At 70.0% G+C, this 14,777-nt stretch carries 17 protein-coding genes and 3 pseudogenes; 11 read left to right on the top strand and 9 right to left on the bottom strand.

Annotation, left to right across the window (positions count from 1 at the left end):
• Positions 1-290: 290 nt before the first annotated feature.
• Positions 291-527 (bottom strand): type II toxin-antitoxin system RelE family toxin, encoded by a 237-nt coding sequence (locus OG207_RS16365; RefSeq protein WP_329099269.1) that lies wholly within the window; start codon positions 525-527, stop codon positions 291-293.
• Positions 520-789 carry a type II toxin-antitoxin system Phd/YefM family antitoxin gene (locus OG207_RS16360; RefSeq protein ID WP_019434848.1) on the bottom strand — a complete coding sequence of 90 codons (270 nt, stop codon included), beginning with the start codon at positions 787-789 and terminating at the stop codon, positions 520-522. The genes OG207_RS16365 and OG207_RS16360 overlap by 8 nt, the downstream gene beginning before the upstream one ends.
• Before the next feature lie 315 nt (positions 790-1,104).
• Here OG207_RS16360 and OG207_RS16355 point away from each other — a divergent pair, with 315 nt between their 5' ends.
• Together OG207_RS16355 and OG207_RS16350 are read left to right on the top strand one after the other, a co-directional pair.
• On the top strand, positions 1,105-1,653 hold the full coding sequence (locus OG207_RS16355; protein ID WP_329099268.1) for an ArsR family transcriptional regulator: 549 nt from the start codon (positions 1,105-1,107) through the stop codon (positions 1,651-1,653).
• Positions 1,650-2,117: a hypothetical protein gene (locus OG207_RS16350; RefSeq protein ID WP_329099266.1), complete on the top strand. Its 468-nt coding sequence runs from the start codon at positions 1,650-1,652 to the stop codon at positions 2,115-2,117. Before OG207_RS16355 ends, OG207_RS16350 begins: the two co-directional genes overlap by 4 nt.
• A gap of 4 nt (positions 2,118-2,121) precedes the next feature.
• Here the strand turns inward: OG207_RS16350 and OG207_RS16345 are convergent.
• Both OG207_RS16345 and OG207_RS16340 read right to left on the bottom strand, forming a co-directional pair.
• Positions 2,122-2,196 (bottom strand): annotated as a pseudogene (locus tag OG207_RS16345) (type II toxin-antitoxin system prevent-host-death family antitoxin); the annotation flags it as partial.
• Positions 2,196-2,701: pseudogene (locus tag OG207_RS16340) on the bottom strand (Uma2 family endonuclease); the annotation flags it as partial. The pseudogenes OG207_RS16345 and OG207_RS16340, both read right to left, overlap by 1 nt.
• A gap of 293 nt (positions 2,702-2,994) precedes the next feature.
• Between OG207_RS16340 and OG207_RS16335 the strand changes: the two are divergent.
• From OG207_RS16335 to OG207_RS16325, 3 genes are all read left to right on the top strand, one after another.
• Positions 2,995-3,255: a hypothetical protein gene (locus OG207_RS16335; RefSeq protein ID WP_329099265.1), complete on the top strand. Its 261-nt coding sequence runs from the start codon at positions 2,995-2,997 to the stop codon at positions 3,253-3,255.
• A gap of 342 nt (positions 3,256-3,597) precedes the next feature.
• Positions 3,598-3,879, top strand: coding sequence for a type II toxin-antitoxin system Phd/YefM family antitoxin (locus tag OG207_RS16330; protein ID WP_329099264.1), 282 nt, complete (start codon positions 3,598-3,600; stop codon positions 3,877-3,879).
• On the top strand, positions 3,876-4,130 hold the full coding sequence (locus tag OG207_RS16325) for a Txe/YoeB family addiction module toxin (protein ID WP_329099263.1): 255 nt from the start codon (positions 3,876-3,878) through the stop codon (positions 4,128-4,130). Before OG207_RS16330 ends, OG207_RS16325 begins: the two co-directional genes overlap by 4 nt.
• Positions 4,131-4,334: 204 nt before the next feature.
• On the opposite strand, the pseudogene OG207_RS16320 reads toward OG207_RS16325, so the two are convergent.
• The 3 genes and pseudogenes from OG207_RS16320 to OG207_RS16310 form a co-directional block, all read right to left on the bottom strand.
• Positions 4,335-4,864, bottom strand: a pseudogene (locus OG207_RS16320) (Uma2 family endonuclease).
• Positions 4,865-5,464: 600 nt separating this feature from the next.
• Positions 5,465-6,142, bottom strand: a complete 678-nt coding sequence (locus tag OG207_RS16315; RefSeq protein ID WP_329099262.1) for a DUF6000 family protein — start codon at positions 6,140-6,142, stop codon at positions 5,465-5,467.
• 3 nt (positions 6,143-6,145) lie between these two features.
• Positions 6,146-6,340, bottom strand: coding sequence for a hypothetical protein (locus OG207_RS16310; RefSeq protein ID WP_329108308.1), 195 nt, complete (start codon positions 6,338-6,340; stop codon positions 6,146-6,148).
• A gap of 583 nt (positions 6,341-6,923) precedes the next feature.
• On the opposite strand from OG207_RS16310, the gene OG207_RS16300 reads away from it, so the two are divergent.
• Positions 6,924-7,628, top strand: coding sequence for a Crp/Fnr family transcriptional regulator (locus OG207_RS16300; protein WP_329099261.1), 705 nt, complete (start codon positions 6,924-6,926; stop codon positions 7,626-7,628).
• On the opposite strand, the gene OG207_RS16295 is transcribed toward OG207_RS16300, so the two are convergent.
• The gene (locus OG207_RS16295) at positions 7,608-8,147 is read right to left on the bottom strand and encodes a Pycsar system effector family protein (RefSeq protein WP_329099260.1); all 540 of its coding nucleotides are present in this window, start codon (positions 8,145-8,147) and stop codon (positions 7,608-7,610) included. The two genes, OG207_RS16300 and OG207_RS16295, sit on opposite strands and share 21 nt — an antisense overlap.
• Before the next feature lie 220 nt (positions 8,148-8,367).
• On the opposite strand from OG207_RS16295, the gene OG207_RS16290 reads away from it, so the two are divergent.
• The 3 genes from OG207_RS16290 to OG207_RS16280 all read left to right on the top strand — a co-directional run bounded on the left by OG207_RS16290 (position 8,368) and on the right by OG207_RS16280 (position 11,584).
• Positions 8,368-10,533, top strand: a complete 2,166-nt coding sequence (locus OG207_RS16290) for a DEAD/DEAH box helicase (protein WP_329099259.1) — start codon at positions 8,368-8,370, stop codon at positions 10,531-10,533.
• A 98-nt stretch (positions 10,534-10,631) separates the two neighbouring features.
• Entirely contained in the window at positions 10,632-11,012 is a 381-nt protein-coding gene (locus OG207_RS16285) for a PadR family transcriptional regulator (protein ID WP_329099258.1), read from the top strand.
• On the top strand, positions 11,009-11,584 hold the full coding sequence (locus OG207_RS16280; protein ID WP_329099257.1) for a hypothetical protein: 576 nt from the start codon (positions 11,009-11,011) through the stop codon (positions 11,582-11,584). The genes OG207_RS16285 and OG207_RS16280 overlap by 4 nt, the downstream gene beginning before the upstream one ends.
• A 143-nt stretch (positions 11,585-11,727) precedes the next feature.
• Here the strand turns inward: OG207_RS16280 and OG207_RS16275 are convergent, their stop codons facing one another.
• Positions 11,728-12,714 carry an SMP-30/gluconolactonase/LRE family protein gene (locus OG207_RS16275; protein ID WP_329099256.1) on the bottom strand — a complete coding sequence of 329 codons (987 nt, stop codon included), beginning with the start codon at positions 12,712-12,714 and terminating at the stop codon, positions 11,728-11,730.
• 79 nt (positions 12,715-12,793) lie between these two features.
• Between OG207_RS16275 and OG207_RS16270 the strand changes: the two genes are divergently transcribed.
• Complete coding sequence (locus tag OG207_RS16270; RefSeq protein ID WP_329099255.1) at positions 12,794-13,231, top strand: MarR family winged helix-turn-helix transcriptional regulator; 438 nt, start codon at positions 12,794-12,796, stop codon at positions 13,229-13,231.
• A 296-nt stretch (positions 13,232-13,527) separates the two neighbouring features.
• Positions 13,528-14,757: an alpha/beta hydrolase gene (locus OG207_RS16265; RefSeq protein WP_402695376.1), complete on the top strand. Its 1,230-nt coding sequence runs from the start codon at positions 13,528-13,530 to the stop codon at positions 14,755-14,757.
• Positions 14,758-14,777 lie beyond the last annotated feature (20 nt).

The following is a 14,777-nucleotide window of genomic DNA, read 5'->3' as shown; positions in this document are numbered from 1 at the left end:
AGTCCGCAGGACACCCGTAAACAGCCGTCGGGAGCCAACGCAGCCAACGAGGAAATCCCAGGTCAGGGCCCTGGGCGGGGCTCCGCCGCAGGTCAGGATTGGGTGGCAGACATTCCGCTTCAACGTGTAGTCGTTCTCTTACTGCACGTGAGGCATTGGGTCAAACGCGCAGCTCAGAAGGGGTCGGACTCTGTCGAGTTCGACCCCTTCGCCGTCACCGTGCTGGATGGGTGCTGGATATTCTGACGTATGGTCAGCGGTGGTCAGGTGTCGTAAACGGTGGACCGGTGTCACACGTGAACGACCCCGACCACCAGTTCCCCGTTGCCGATCGTGTAGACGACGCGGTAGTCGCCAATCCGTAGCCGCCGGCGGTCTGGCTGGGACACGAGTGCGGTGGTGTTGAAGCCGAGCGGATCGCTTTCCAGCTCGGTCAGCTTGGCCAGGATGCGCAGCGCCATCTCGCGCGGGATCTTCCGAAGCTCGGCCTGCGCCTCGGGGCGGAAGACGGTTCGGTACTCACTCACCGCGCGCCAGCGTCTCCCTCATGATGTCCTCGATCGGGATGCCGGGTGCGGGGTTGGCCATGCGCTCGTCGATGATCCGATTGATCTCGCGCTCTTCCCACTCCTGGTACTTGCGCAGTACCTCGATGGAGACGACGGCGGCGACTTCCTTGCCGCGGCGCGTGATCACGGTGGGCACGTCGTCGCGATCGGCGCGCTCCACGACCTCCGCCAAATGCGCACGCACGTCGCGGATGGACTCTATGGGCAGCGGCTGTGTCATGCACCCAAGGGTACCGAGTGTCCCATGTGTACACAACAGATAGGGGTGGAGGGTGGGCCTCCTCCGTTGCAGCTGCGCGTGCTGCACGTTGGATAGTTTCATCAAGCGTGCAGGTCAGAAGGGGTCGGACTCCAGGGAGTCCGACCCCTTCTGTATTCCCGTGCTGACTTGGTGCTGACCTGGGGGCGCCTCGCGGTAGGCGCCAATGAGCGCGCCGGTGAGCGTGCGGGTGCAGATTGTTACTTTCATTGGGCGCTTGATATCCTGCGTCCAATGAAAGTATCGCCAAGCCTGCTTCCCATCCTCCGGTCTCGCATGCAAGGCGAGCTCCTCGCGCTGGTGCTCCTGCACCCGGACCGCGAGTACAGCATCACTGAGCTCGCGGCCGAGGTCGGCGTGACGCCCACTGCTGTCCTGCGGGAGGTTGACCGGTTGGCAGGCGGTGGAATCCTGGCCGATCGGCGAGTGGGGCGCAGTCGCCTCGTCAAGGCCCGCACGGATACTCCGCTGTACCGTCCGCTGAGCGAGCTCATGGCCGTCTCCTTCGGCCCCGTGCCCGTGCTCACCGATGCGCTCGCCGGACTCGAAGGCGTGGAGCGCGCCTATATCTATGGCTCGTGGGCCGCTCGGTACAACGGTGAGCCGGGGCTGCCGCCTGCCGATGTGGATGTCCTCGTTGTGGGTGCCCCCGATGCCGACGCGCTCTTCGACCTGGCCGAGGAGGCTTCACGGCGCTTGCGTCGTGAGGTCAACGTTCATCGGGTCTCCGTCGAGTCGTGGGAGGCCCGTACGGACGATCCGTTCCTCACCAGCGTTCGCGAACGTCCTCTGGTACAGCTGAATCCCGACTTGGAGGCGCAATGACGCGCTGGAATCAAGGGCGGTCGACGGTTGACGCGCTCATCGCCGGTGGCGGACTTGAGCGAGTCCCCGCTTCTCGGGAGGCGGCCGAAGCGGAACTGGTCCGGGCGCGTACCCATGTCGGCTCCGCGCGGCAGTTGGCGGCCACGGACCCGGAGGGTGCGTACACGCTGGCCTACGACGCCGCGCGTAGAGCGCTAGCCGCGGTATTGCAGAACCAGGGACTGCGTGCGACCAGTCGTGGCGGCCATACCGTCATCTACGAGGCTGTGCGGGCGCAGCTCGACCCGCCACTCGGTTCCATGCTGCGTCCTTTCAACCGCATGCGAGCCCGGCGAAACGAAGTCGAGTACCGGTCGTCGGAGGCCCCCGCCGTGACGCCGGAGGAGGTCACGGCCGACTTGGCGAAGGTGGAGGCGCTCGTCGAGCTCGCGGAGAAGGCGATCCCGAACATGCCGCGTTACTGAAGGTGGCGACTGCCTTGCCCCGGCGCTTGATCACCGCGGGCACATTGTCGCGATCGGCCCGCTCCACGACCTCCGCCAGGGTGGCGTGAGTTTGTCGAGGTCCACGCTGATCTCGAAGGGCACCGGGCGCTGGAAGATGCCGGCGGGTGCGTGGACCACGGGTGCCCCGCCCTCGTCCTCGATGCACCAGTAGTGCGGGGTACCGGCCTCCGCGTACTTGCGGAGCTTTACTGTGCGATCGCGATGGGCGGACTCGGGTGAGACCGTCTCCACGACGAGCTTCACGTCCTCCAGGTCGTACCAGGTGCGGTCTGGGTCATAGGCCAGGTTCGTCAGCAGGAGGTCCGGCTCGGGCCGGTTGCGGGCATCGAGGCGGCCTCGAAGGTGTCCGACGCCTGCGCCATGAGGGTGGTGGTCAGGGCGGTGACGAGGCGGCCGTGCCAGGACCGCTGGGGCGACGTCATGAAGACGAGGGCTCCGTCGATCAGCTCGGTGTGGCGGGGTGCCTCGGGGAGGTGATCGAGGTCCTCCGCGAACCAGCCTTCCGCGCGCGGCGGGCGCATCCAGTCGGGGAGCGCGGTCATTGGGCAACCCTAGCGATTGCGGCCGTCACGAGGGGGGTGTGCAGCTGATCCACAATGGGCGCATGGACGTCGTCGGGATGCTCGAAAGAGACGGGGGAGCGCCCGAACTGGATCCTGTGCGCCTCTTGATTGAAGACCGTGCCCACTGAACGGAACATCCGCACCAGCTTCGCCTTCTACCCGCCCAAGGGAGATGATGGAGCGTGGCGTGCCACTGCCGAGGCTTTGGAGACGGCTCTGAGGGAGGCCTTCCCCGATTCCGGGTGGAGTATCGAATCTCCGGGATCCACGGTATGCCGGTCCTTGATTTCGAGATCGAGCTGGTGTCGGGCGTATGGATCGACGGGACGGCGTCGATGCCCAAGCCCGACCATGCCTACATCACATTGACCGATGTGACCGCGGACGAAGCCGCTGTCTTCGCGCGGTGGCTCCGGAGCAGCCTTGCCGTGGCGAACGGAGAGCAGGATCCCTGGCCACTGCCGGCCGAGGGCGGCGAGGAGGAGCTCGCGGCGGGGCTGCGCAGGCACCTCGCCTCCGTCGAGACCCTGTAGGTCGGTCCGCAGAGAGTCCGTGGGGCACCCGTAAGCGACCGTCGGAGCCCAATGTAGCCAACGCGGAGATGCCTGTTCAGGGTGTTGAATGCGACTCCGCCGCAGGTCAGGACCAGGCTTCAGGCATTCCGCTTCAACGTCTGAGCGGATAAAGTAACACCACGTCACTGACATGTCAAACATGCAGGTCAGAAGGGGTCGACTCCTCCAGGGGTCGGCCCCTTCGTGTTTCCCGTGCTGGGATGGTGCTGGGAAATCTGGCTAGCCGTCAGCCATTTGACCCGCCCGATGGACGTCGAGAGTGGTACGTTATTAGGTACCACTTGAGGGGAGAGGTCGGCCATGTCCATAACCGCGAGCGAAGCCCGCAAGGAACTCTTTCCGCTGATCAAGAAGGTCAACGAGAATCACGAGGCCATCGAGATCGTCTCCAAGCACGGCAACGCCGTGCTCGTCTCGGCCGAGGACTACGCGGCGCTGCGCGAGGGCTCGTACCTGCTGCGCTCCCCGGCGAACGCCCGCCGGCTGCTCAAGGCGTACGAGAACGCCCTGGCGAGCATCAACGTGTCGGAGCGCGAGCTGATTGATCCGGACTCGGCGGACGCGGGTGCGGGTGCCGCGTGAGGCTTGTCTTTGAGGATCAGGGCTGGGAGGACTACACGTCCTGGCTCAAGAACGACCGCAAGATGCTCGCCCGGATCAACAAGCTCATCGAGGACGTCAGGCGTGACCCGTTCTCAGGGATCGGCAAGCCCGAACCCTTGAAGTACCACCTGCCCGGCGCGTGGTCGCGGCGAATCGACGACGAGCACCGCCTCGTCTACCTGGTGACGGAGAAGGAGGTCATCATCCTCGCGGCTCGGTATCACTACTGACCGCCCGTGCTGGGATGGTGCTGGGAGAGGCCCCTCCGAAACGACGTTTCCGCAGGTCGCAGCTCTGCGCTCGAGTTCCGCTTCAACGTGTAGTCGTCTCATTGCTGCAAGTTAGTCGGTTTCGCCAAGCATGCAGGTAGGAAGGGGTCGAACTCTGTCGAGTCCGACCCCTTCTGTACTCCCGTACTGACTTGGTGCTGACTTTCAGCTGCTTCGGGGTGGCGTGAGTTTGTCGAGGTCCGTGCTGATCTCGAAGGGCACCGGGCGCTGGAGGGTGCCGCGGAAGATGCCGGCGGGTTCGTCGAGCTCGTAGACGTGGACCACGGGCACTCCTCGATGCGCCAGTAGTGCGGGGTACCGGCCTCCGCGTACTTGCGGAGCTTTACTGTGCGATCGCGATGGGCGGACTCGGGTGAGACCGTCTCCACGACGAGCTTCACGTCCTCCAGGGCGTACCAGGTGCGGTCGGGGTCATAGGCCAGGTTCGTCAGCAGGAGGTCCGGCTCGAGCCGGTTGCGGGCATCGAGGCGGATCGTCATCTCACGCTCGACCTCGAAGCCGTCCGGCGCCTGCGCCATGAGGGTGGTGGTCAGAGCGGTGACGAGGCGACCATGCCAGGACCGCTGGGGCGACAGCATGAATACGAGGGCTCCGTCGATCAGCTCGGTGTGGCGGGGTGCCTCGGGGAGGCGGTCGAGGTCCTCGAAGCCGCCTCCTTGCTGGTGCCCGAGGATGCCGCCACGGACCGGGACATCTCCGTATCCGACGTCTGGGACCACCTGGCGCGCGAAGAGTGGGAAGCGGCGCTCGACCTGCTCCAAGAGCTGGGCGACGGATGGGCGGCGCCGGCGGGATTCCGGGCACCCCACCTCGTCCGGTTCGCGAGCAGCCTTGCCGTGGCGAACGGAGAGCAGGATCCCTGGCCACTGCCGTCCGAGGGTGGCGAGGAAGAGCTCGCGACGGAGCTGCGCCGGCACCTCGACTCCGTCGAGACCCCGTAGGCCAGCCCGCATGACACCCGTGAGCGACCGTCGGGACCCGATGCGCGCCAACGGAGAAGCACCTGGTCGGGGCAGTCTGCTGGGCTCCGCCGCAGGCATTCCGCTTCGACGTCCGATGCGTTCGGCGAAAGGTCGCCTGACCTGCGGTGGAGCGGCTGCGTCTTCTCGCCGATTTGTGGCTGGGCATCGGCGGACCGGCGGGTTCGGAACGCTTGCCGGTGCCGCCGAGGCCCATGGGGGTTGTGCGGCAGGTCGGGGCGGCGCAGCGATGGTTGGCTTCGACCGGGAGGTCTCTGCTCAACTGGCGGGCATGCGCGGCAGGTTGCTCGCGCGCTAGGACACGGAGTCTGCAGGTCGGTCGAGAGACGGGTTCGGGGGCGAGGAGCGGGACCAGCCGTTGGCGAAGTCGCATTGGAGGTCCGTCCAGCGGCGACGCTCGACGGGGGTGTAGGCGGGGTGGTCGCGGAGGTGGGCCAGGGCATTGACCCACTGGTCCCAGAGGCCGTCGGGCTGGGTGAAGCGGTCGGCGTGGTTGGTGCCGAGGTGGGCGTCGAGGCGGAGGAGGGCGCCCAAGGCGGCGGGCTGGTCGTAGCGGAGGTCTGTGCGGGGAAGGTAGTGGTCGAGGTAGGCGGTGAGGATCTCGGCGTCCGCGTGGGTGCCGAAGCGGGCCAGGGCGAAGCAGTAGGCGCTGCCGGAGAAGCAGAACTCGCTGGCCAGGAGCAGGTCGCCGATGCGTTCACGGAACGTGGCGCGTCGGCCTACGCCGATCAGCCAGGCGGCGGTGAGGCGTGAGCGCCACTCGTAGCCGAGAAGGGCCTCCAGCTCAACATCGGTGATCGTGGCCGAGTCGTCGATGAGGTGACGGGCGAAATGTTCGGCGTGAGGCCACTCGGGTCGCAGGAATCGACCACTTTTCAGGACGAGGTAGCGGGCGTGGCTTGAGTCCTTCCTCGCCGCGTAGCGCTCGATCACGTAGCCGTAGCCGATCTCCTCGGGGTGCTGGAACGGCATCGGTCACCTCTCTGGGTACAGGTCGGTACGGTCGATCCAGGTGGGGGCGACGAAGATGTTGTCGCCGACAGGGGCTTCGGAGGCCTCCAGAAGCGACCACGTGCGGGCCTCGTCGACCAGGTGCTCCCAGGGCGCGGTCCAGTCGAGTTCCCAGTCCAGGCCGGTGCCAGAGATGCCGTACGTGCGGCCGGCGTCCACCCGCCAGAACTGGGAGTAGAGGATCGCCTGGGCGTGGTCGGCCAGCGGAACTGGACCCCGTCGTCCTCCCAGAAGCAGACGGGGCAGATCTCGTAGGAGCCGGGCATGGCGTCGAGCACGCGGTGCCCGCAGCAGGGACAGGGGTAGCGGTCGCTCACCCGCGCAGTCTCGTTGGAGGTCCGGCCGGTGCGCCACGGGTTTCTCCGCCCCGGTACCCCTGGCCGGTCCGTAGCAGCCGGGCCTCCGGGCACTCGTCTGGTCCCGGCGGACACCGGCGGAGAAACGGCTACTCAAGGGGCCGTGGGCAACCGTGCGGACACGGCCGCTTCGGGTGGGGTGCGTGGGGGCTTCCCGCCCGTCGCGCGTTGCCCGCTGCCGCACCGGCTGTTGGGCAGTGGCGCGCGGGCGGGCGCATCCGGTGGGGGAAGGCCTAGCCTGGGCGGGGCGCGGGGCGCGGGGCGCGGGGCGCGGGGCGCGGGGCGCGGGGCGCGGGGCGCGGGGCGCGGGTGCGGGTGCGGCGGGCGGAGGGGTGGGCGTGGGGCCGGGTGAGCGGGGGGAATGGCCGGGTCGGAGCCTGCTCGGGGTGCTGTCCGCGCCCGCGCGGGCGGAATTGCTCGGGTTGGGTACGGAGTTGACGCTCGGCTCCGGCGGCGTGCTGCTCACCGAAGGCGCCACCGATCGGCATCTGTACGTGATTCTCCGCGGGTTCGCCAAGGTCACCGCGACCGTCGAGAACGGGCAGGAGTCGCTGCTCGCCGTCCGGGTCGGCGGGGACAGCGTGGGTGAGATGGCCGCCCTCGACGGTGCGCCGCGGTCGGCCGGGGTGGTGGCCTGCGGGCCGTTGCGGGCGCGGGTGATCGGGCCCGGGGCCCTGCACGGGCTCATGGTGCGGCGGCCCGAGGTGGCGGTGGCGCTGACCCGGATCGTGGCCGACCGGCTGCGCTGGGCCAACCGGCGGCGGCTGGAGTTCCGCGGGTATCCGGTCAAGGTGCGCCTCGCGCGGCTCCTGGTGGAGCTCGCCGTGGCCTACGGGCGGCCCGGGGCGGCGGGCGGTCACGTGATCGGCTTCCAGCTCACCCAGCCCGAACTCGCCGCGCTCACCGGCGCCGCGGAGACCACCGTGCACAAGGGATTGCGCGAGCTGCGGGACGAGGGGCTGCTCGGCACCGGATACCGGACGACCACCGTGCACGACCTGGCCCGGCTGGCCCGGGTGGCCGAACTCGCCGGGCCCGTGGCGCCGCCCGCGCCGCGCCGGCCCCCGGGGTCAGCCGAGCAGCGGCCGTAACAGCAGGCAGAAGCCGGCGGTGGTACCCATCACCGCGGTGCACACCACGGCGGTGGTGACGCAGCGGTACTTCCGCAGGGCCACGTCGGAGAGGAAGCGGATCATCGCGTGCAACTGCCGCTCGTCCTCGGCGGCGTTGGTGGGCGGCGACGGATCCGAGGCGGCGGCCAGCCAGACGAAGCTGTAGTCGTTGGGGCCGGTGGGCCGCCAGACGCGCGGCCGGATCGCCAGTGCGAGCGAGGCCGCACCGCCGAAGAGACCGCAGGCGAAGAGGACCAGCAGCACCCCCGCCAGAGCACCGACCGGGCCGCCGCGCCGCCAGCCGTCGAGCGCCGCCTCGCTCCATGCGCCCGCCGTCCCCACGAGTGCCGCCTGCACGGCGGAGAGGATGCCGGCCTTGGCGTCGGCGTGTTGGTGCGTCGTCTGCAGGACGGTCAGCATCGTGCGCGGGGCGAGGCCGGGCGCACCCTGGACGGGGGCGGGCACCGCCGTGCGTGCGGTGGGCGGGCTGGATGTCACGGAACCTCCAACGCGGTTCGGATGGACTTCCATTGAGCCGCCCGCCCGCCGGACGAACCAGGCACTTCTACGGGATCGGACGGCTGCGCCCGATCCCGTATGTCCGCCCACGGCGGTCGCGGTGGCCGGTCACCGTCGGATCCGGCCGGGACCTGCCCTTTCGGCGTTGCGGGACGGCGGTGGGAGGATGCGGGGAAACGGAGAGAGAGGCCGGGGCCGGATGGGGCGCAGGGAGCGGGAGGCGGTCGCCGGAGGAGAGCGGCTGTACGCGGCCGCGCAGGCGGTGGCTGGTGACCACCGGCAGGCCGTCGACGCGGTTCGGGAGGCCCTGAAGCCGATCCACGACGCGGCGGCGGAGCAGGCTCTGGCGACCATCCCGGTGGCCCGGCTGAAGGAGGTCACCGAGGGCCGCCTCCGACTCGGGGAGGTCGAACGGAGCGGGCTGCGCTCGGTCGGGCAGGTGCTCGACGCCGGGTCGTACCGGCTGCGCCAGATTCCCGGCGTGGGCCAGCGGACCGCCGAGCAGGTCATCGCGGCGGCACGCCAGATCTCCGATGCCGTCCGGGAGACCATCGCCGTCCACATCGACGTGGACCGGCCGGAGCCCCGGACCACCGCGCTCGTCACGGCCCTGCACGTCCTGGTGGAGGCGGGCCCCGACGTGCAGCGCGCCCTCGACGCGGCCGTGGTGCTCGCGGAGCGGCTGGGCCCGCTGCTCGCCGAGGCCAAGCCGGCCACCGGGCGGTTGCGGATGTTGCTGGTGGGGCAGGCCAAGCGGGACCGGGTGCTCGGCGCCGTCGCCGAGGTCCGCGGCCTGACCGAGGAGGCGGTGCAGGGGGCGGTGCCCGAGCTGCTCGCGCAGGCTTCGGTGGACCTGCTGCGCGGCCCCTCGACCGAAGTGGCGGCCTGGGTCGACTTCGAGCTGCGGTCCGCCGAGTACTACAGCCTCCTCGCGGAGATCTCCAGCCGCAGCCCCGACGCGGCCGCCGCCGAAGGGTTCCTGCCCGACGAGGTGGCCGAGCGGGTCCGCCGCCAGCTGCTCGACGACACGCACCGCAGGGTGTCGCTCCGCGGCTACCAGTCCTTCGGGGCGCGGTTCGCCCTGGCGCAACGCAAGGTGATCCTCGGGGACGAGATGGGGCTCGGAAAGACCATCCAGGCCATCGCCGCCCTGTCCCACCTCGCCGCCGAAGGGCAGAGCCACTTCGTGGTCGTCTGCCCGGCCAGCGTCCTGATCAACTGGGCGCGGGAGATCGAGGCCCGCAGCAAGCTGCGCGCGATGTGCCTGCACGGCCCGGACCGGCAGGAGGCGTTCGCCGACTGGAAGGGACGGGGCGGGGTCGCGGTGACCACCTTCGACGCCCTGCGCGGATTTCCCGCGCCCGGCGGCGGCGAGATCGGGATGCTGGTCGTGGACGAGGCGCACTACGTGAAGAACCCGAAGACCCGGCGGGCCCAGGCGGTCACCGAATGGTCCGGGCGCTGCGACCGCGTCCTGTTCATGACCGGGACGCCGATGGAGAACCGGGTCTCCGAGTTCCGCAGCCTGGTGCACATCCTCCAGCCCGACCTGGCCGCGGCCGTCGGTGACCGGGACGGCGTGGCCGGCTCCAAAGCCTTCCGGAAGGCCGTCGCCCCGGTCTACCTGCGCCGCAACCAGCAGGACGTGCTGACCGAACTGCCCGCACTGCAGCACACGGACGAGTGGGAGGAGCTGAGCGCCTCCGACGAGTCCGCCTACCGCGAGGCCGTGCGCTCCGGCAACTTCATGGCGATGCGCAGGGCTGCGTACGCGCACCCCGAGGGGTCGGCGAAGCTCAACCGGCTGCGCGAGATCGTCGAGGACGCCGCCGAGAACGGTCTGAAGGTGGTGGTGTTCTCCAACTTCCGGCAGGTCCTGGGGGTGGTGAAGGATTCCCTGGAGGCCGCGCCGGGTCCCGGCGGTGGCCGGGTGTTCGGTCCGCTCTCGGGGAGCGTGCCGCCCGCCCGCCGCCAGCAGGTGGTGGACGAGTTCGCCGCCGCGCCGGGTCACGCGGTGCTGGTGGCGCAGATCGAGGCGGCGGGAGTGGGGCTCAACGTGCAGGCCGCCTCCGTAGTGATCATCTGTGAGCCCCAGGTCAAGCCGACCATCGAGAACCAGGCCGTGGCGCGGGCCCACCGGATGGGGCAGGTGCGCCCGGTCCGGGTGCACCGGCTGCTCGCCCCGCGCGGAGTGGACGAGCGGATGGTGCGGATCCTGAAGAACAAGAGCCGCCTGTTCGACGCGTACGCGCGGCGCAGCGCCGTCGCCGAGTCCACACCGGACGCGGTCGACGTGTCGGACGTCGCGATGGCCCGCCAGATCGTCGAGGAGGAGCAGGCGCGGCTGGGCACGATCGGCCGGTAGGACGCCGGACCGGAGCGACCAGTGTGACCAGCGTGACCAGCGTGCCCGGCGTGAGATTGTCTTGCGGTGCAAGGAAGTTGCTGACTATCTTGTACCGCATGACAAAGGAGCCGACCGCGCCCGCCGACCAACGGCGCAGCCAGCTCCTGCGCGGAGTGCTCGACCTCTGCCTGCTGTCCCTCATCGCCGAACGGCCCAGGTACGGCTTCGAGTTCGCCCAGGCGCTCGCCGATGCCGGCCTCGACCTCGTCAGCGAAGGCAGCATCTATCCGCTGCTCGCACGGATGGAACGGGCGGGGCTCATCTCCTCGTACCGTGCCCCGTCCCCCAGCGGCGGCGCCCCGCGCAAGTACTACCGACCGACCGGGGCCGGGCACGCCGAGCTGGCCGGGGGGCGGGCCGACTGGCAGGCCTTCGCCGGGCCCATCGGCCGGATCCTGAGCACCGGTACGCACTCCACGGGGGAAGACGCGCCATGACGAACGAGCAGATACTCGCGGCCTGCCGCAGCAACTGGGAGTACCGCGGCGTCAGTGACGCCGCCGCGCGGGAGATGCTCGACGAGCTCTCCGCGCACCTGGAGGACGCGGAAGCCGCCGGGCGCACCGCGCAGGACGTCGTCGGCCCGGACGTACGTGCCTTCGCCGCGGCCTGGGCGCGCGAGCGCGCCCCGTTCGCCCAGCGGGCCCTGCGCACGGCGGCCATGGCCTGCTTCATCCTCGGCGTCCTGCCGGTCCTCTCGCACCTGGTCCGGTGGACCGTCCAACTGCCCGTGACCGCCGACTACCTCGCCTTCTGGGTGGCCATGGGCTCGATCACCGTCGCCTGGGAGCTGCGCCGGGGCCGCATGCGCACGCACCAGCATTGGCTGCTCTTCTTTGCCGTCGGCCTGCCCGTGACGCTCCTCACCAAGTGGCTGAGCGGAGACGGGGTGCTGTTCACGCTCCCGCTGTGGGGCGCGATGCTCCTGCTGCTGCCCGGGCTGCCGTACGCATTCGCCGACTTCCGGTCCCACCGCAAGGCCAAGAACGCATCAACTCAGCCGTTCTGAAGACGATGTGACGATGCGTCCGGGCCCGGCGGCCGTTCCGTGCGCCGATCCGCCGGGACCGGGGCCGCCACCGCCATCGCCGTCACCCGCACCCGCTCCCGCACCCTCAGCAGCACCCGCACCGGCACCCGCACCGGCGCCGGTCACAGGCCGCGGACCGCGGCGACCGTGAACGTGGTCGGGGTGCCCGAGCCCGGGGACATGGGGCCGCCCTTGTCGAACTGGGAGCGGACCACCAGCGTGCGGCCCGGGGTGTGCGCGAGGGTCGTGGGGATCTGCAGGGACGGGTCCGCGATCGTGCGCGTCAGGCGGGCGCGGGTGCCGTCCGCGCAGACCTGCCAGCGGGTCAGCGTGTTGGTGACGTTGTGCGCCACGCGCAGGGTGCCGTCGGGGGAGAGGTCGAGGCCGTCGGCCGCCTTCAGGTCGCCGCCGCCGAGGTCGACGCGGCGGACGGCACCGGTGCGCAGGTCCACGCGGTAGAGGTCGCCCTCCGGCATGTCGACGGTGAGGAGGTAGCGGCCCGCCCGGTCGGCAACGATGCCGTTGAGGCTGAAGCCGCCCGCCGGCCGGGGGCGCAGGGCCCCGGAGAGGTCGTAGGCCTCGGTCAGGGTGCCGCTCCCGGCGGCCAACTGCTCGGGGGTCACCCGGTAGATCACGCCGCGGATGCTGTCCGTGAGGTAGGCGGTGCCGTCCGGGGTCAGGGCCAGGTCGTTGACGAAGCGGGCGGGGGCTCCTGCGCCCCGGGCCACCTCGAAGTGGGCCAGCCGGGACCCGCTGGTGGTGTCGTAGACCGCCACGCCCGTGGTGGAGTCGGTGACCCACAGGCGGCCGAGCGCGTCGACGCGCAGGCCGTTCGCCGTGCGGCGGCCGTCGGTTCCGGAGGGCAGGAACACCTCGGCCTCGGACCGGCCGGGGCGGGCCCGGTAGACGGTGCCGTCCGCGTACGAGCCGACGTAGACGGTGCGGGTGCGGGGGTCGGTGGCGATGCCCTCCGGGTAGACCTTCGCGCCGGGCAGGGTGAAGGCCGTGGATATCCGGGCGTCGCCCGCCGGGGCGTGCGCCTGCGCCGGGGCCGCTCCCAGCGTGAGGGTCACGGCCAGGGCGGCGAGAAGAGACGACTTCGTCTTCATGAATGTCCTCTAGTGAGAAGGTGAGATCGAATCTATGTGAGAGCTCTAATGCTTGCAAGGGTGGCCGTAAGATGCGGACATGACCTCCATGGCCCCCGAGGAGCGGATCGGCTCTCACCTCAAGCGTGCTGAGCAGGCGCTTCTCGCGGCGAAGAACACGGCGTGCAAGCCGGCCGCAGTAACGGTTCCGCAATACGCTGCGCTGCTCTGGCTGGCCGAGAAGCCCGGCATCTCCGCCGCTGCGCTCGCCCGCCTGTGCGGGGTGACGCCGCCGACCATGAACACCGTGCTGAAGAACCTCCAGGAGCGCGGGCTCATCGAGCGGACCCCCCACGAATGGCACCGCAACGTGTTGGAGACCCGGCTCACCGACGAGGGGCGCACGGCGATGGAGCTGGCGGACTCCGGCGCGGTGCGGGTGGAGCGGGCGCTCGCCGCCGCATTCACCCGTGAGGAGCGGGAGGTGCTGATCCAGCTGCTCGGGCGGTGTGCGGAGGTGCTCGAAGCCCAGCGCTGAGACGGCCGGCCCGCCGAGACCCACGGCAGGATTTTGCTCCGTCTTGGAACTGTGTTGGGGTTCCTCACATCAGAACAATGGGGGCGCCTTGCCGGTCGGGCCGGATCGGGGAGCGGTGTCCGGCGCGTGCGATCGCAAGGCCGCGGAGGGAGTCGACGCGGAGCGTCGGCGACCGACGAGAACGCGGTGGGCACGCGTGCCGGGCGTCGCGAGCCCGGCCCGGCCGGCAGGACGCCTCCTCGGGGATGCCAGCCGTTCTGCCCTCGGGGGCAGCATGACCGTTCGGAGCGAAGTCCGTGCACCAGTACCCGCAGCGCCCGCGGCCTGACGAGCAGCCGTCGTACCAGGAGTACCCGCCCCAGGAGCCGTACCAGGGGCACCAGGACTTCCCCGGATACCCGGGCCCGGCGCAGCAGCACCCGCCGTACGGCGAGCAGCCCGCCTCCGTCCGGACCCCGCAGCCGAAGCGCTCCCGGCGCCGAATATGGATCGGCGCGGCCCTCGCCCTCGCGCTCCTGCTCGGCGGCGGCGGGTTCGCCTCCTGGAAGCTCGACTGGTTCGCCGGCAACGGCGAGGAGGTGAGCTTCGGGAAGGGCACCCCGCCCCCGGCCACGGGCAAGACGGACCCCAGCGCCCCGGCGACCGCCGCCACGCCCTCGGGCGACCCGGACGTGGCCCTGCCGACCGGCCCCAAGTCCGGCTTCAAGCAGACCACCAAGCTCGACGACGGCACGATCATCGCCAAGACCCGCCTCGCCGGCGCGAAGTCCGGCTTCGAGGGCGACGTATGGGTGTGGGCGCCCAAGGAGTACGACGACCCCAAATACGCCAAGAGCGGCTTCCCGGTCCTTATCGCGCTCCCCGGCGGCAACGGCTTCCCGGACAACTACTGGTCCGACCGCAGCCTCGGCCTCCAGAAGGCCATCAGCGACGGCGCCAAGGCGGGCACCAGCCTGCCGTTCGTCGTGATCATGCCGGTGCTCAACCCGGACGCCAAGTACTACTACGACGGCTCCGACATCCCCGGCCAGGCCAAGATGGGCACGTGGATCGCCGAGGACGTACCGGACTTCGTCAAGGCCAACTTCCGTACGTACAAGTCCCGTGACGGCTGGGCCTTCATGGGCTCCTCCTCCGGCGCCTTCGTCGGCATGAAGACCGTCCTGCAGCACCCGGACCGGTTCAAGGCCGTGATCGCCAGCGGCGGCGAGATCGTTCCGGACTCCCCGCTCTGGAAGGGCCACCAGGTCGAGATGGACGCGAACAACCCGGAGAAGCTCGCCCAGAAGCTGATTGATAGCAAGGGCCCCGAGGTCTACATCAACTTCCAGATCGGCACCAAGGAGAGCGGGAAGGAGCGGATGACGAAGTTCCAGCAGCAGTACGGCAAGGGGCCCGTCAAGATGACCATCCGCGACATCCAGAACGGCGAGCACAACGGCTGGCACTACGTCCGGGGCATGAAGGAAGGCTCCCTGGAGTGGGTCAGCAAGGTCCTGAAGGGGCCGAAGCCCGAAGCCGGCTGACCTGCCCGGCCACGCCGCAG

The organism is Streptomyces sp. NBC_01439, assembly GCF_036227605.1.
In the GTDB taxonomy this organism is placed as follows: Bacteria; Actinomycetota; Actinomycetes; order Streptomycetales; family Streptomycetaceae; genus Streptomyces.
Note: the sequence above shows the minus strand (reverse complement) of the source record. Positions and strands in the feature narration are given on the sequence as shown.

Coding starts and splice junctions, on each gene's coding strand:
- OG207_RS16355 (WP_329099268.1), top strand. CDS start 1,105: ATGCAAGGCGAGCTCCTCGCGCTGGTGCTCCTGCACCCGGACCGCGAG.
- OG207_RS16280 (WP_329099257.1), top strand. CDS start 11,009: ATGACGAACGAGCAGATACTCGCGGCCTGCCGCAGCAACTGGGAGTAC.
- OG207_RS16290 (WP_329099259.1), top strand. CDS start 8,368: ATGGGGCGCAGGGAGCGGGAGGCGGTCGCCGGAGGAGAGCGGCTGTAC.
- OG207_RS16335 (WP_329099265.1), top strand. CDS start 2,995: ATGCCGGTCCTTGATTTCGAGATCGAGCTGGTGTCGGGCGTATGGATC.
- OG207_RS16360 (WP_019434848.1), bottom strand. CDS start 789: ATGACACAGCCGCTGCCCATAGAGTCCATCCGCGACGTGCGTGCGCAT.
- OG207_RS16350 (WP_329099266.1), top strand. CDS start 1,650: ATGACGCGCTGGAATCAAGGGCGGTCGACGGTTGACGCGCTCATCGCC.
- OG207_RS16330 (WP_329099264.1), top strand. CDS start 3,598: ATGTCCATAACCGCGAGCGAAGCCCGCAAGGAACTCTTTCCGCTGATC.
- OG207_RS16285 (WP_329099258.1), top strand. CDS start 10,632: ATGACAAAGGAGCCGACCGCGCCCGCCGACCAACGGCGCAGCCAGCTC.
- OG207_RS16270 (WP_329099255.1), top strand. CDS start 12,794: ATGACCTCCATGGCCCCCGAGGAGCGGATCGGCTCTCACCTCAAGCGT.
- OG207_RS16275 (WP_329099256.1), bottom strand. CDS start 12,714: ATGAAGACGAAGTCGTCTCTTCTCGCCGCCCTGGCCGTGACCCTCACG.
- OG207_RS16315 (WP_329099262.1), bottom strand. CDS start 6,142: ATGCCGTTCCAGCACCCCGAGGAGATCGGCTACGGCTACGTGATCGAG.